Below are 722 nucleotides of genomic sequence, written 5' to 3'. Positions count from 1 at the left end.
CTTAAGTGGGATGCTATCGACGTAGACGTAGTTGCTGAAGCAACTGGTCTTTTCCTAACTGACGAGACTGCACGTAAGCACATCACTGCTGGCGCTAAGAAAGTAGTTCTTACTGGTCCTTCTAAAGATGCAACTCCAATGTTCGTAATGGGCGTTAACCAAGCATCTTACGCTGGTCAAGACATCGTTTCTAACGCTTCTTGTACTACTAACTGTCTTGCACCTATCGCTAAAGTACTTAACGATAAGTGGGGCATTGAGTCTGGTCTTATGACTACAGTTCACGCTACTACAGCAACTCAAAAAACTGTAGATGGCCCTTCTGCTAAAGACTGGCGCGGTGGCCGTGGTGCTTCTCAAAACATCATCCCATCTTCAACTGGTGCTGCTAAAGCTGTAGGCGTTGTTCTTCCAGAACTAAACGGCCTTCTAACTGGTATGGCTTTCCGTGTACCAACTGCTAACGTATCTGTAGTTGACCTAACAGTTAACCTAAAAGAAGCTGCATCTTACGAAGAAATTTGTGCTGCAATGAAAGAAGCTTCTGAAGGCGAAATGGCTGGCGTTCTTGGTTACACTGAAGACCAAGTAGTATCACAAGATTTCATCGGTGAAGTTCAAACTTCAGTATTCGATGCTAAAGCTGGTGTTGCTCTAACTGACAAATTCGTTAAAGTTGTATCTTGGTACGACAACGAAATCGGTTACTCAAACAAAGTTCT

General features: G+C 43.8%; 1 protein-coding gene. It reads left to right on the top strand.

Features of this window, described 5'->3' with window-relative positions:
• On the top strand, positions 1-722 hold a 722-nt coding region (locus tag AB4512_RS21825; RefSeq protein WP_372175640.1), incomplete at both ends, for a type I glyceraldehyde-3-phosphate dehydrogenase.

Source organism: Vibrio sp. 10N.222.52.B7 (assembly GCF_041474275.1).
Lineage (GTDB): Bacteria > Pseudomonadota > Gammaproteobacteria > Enterobacterales > Vibrionaceae > Vibrio > Vibrio crassostreae_C.
This window is presented reverse-complemented; position numbering and strand designations above follow the sequence as displayed.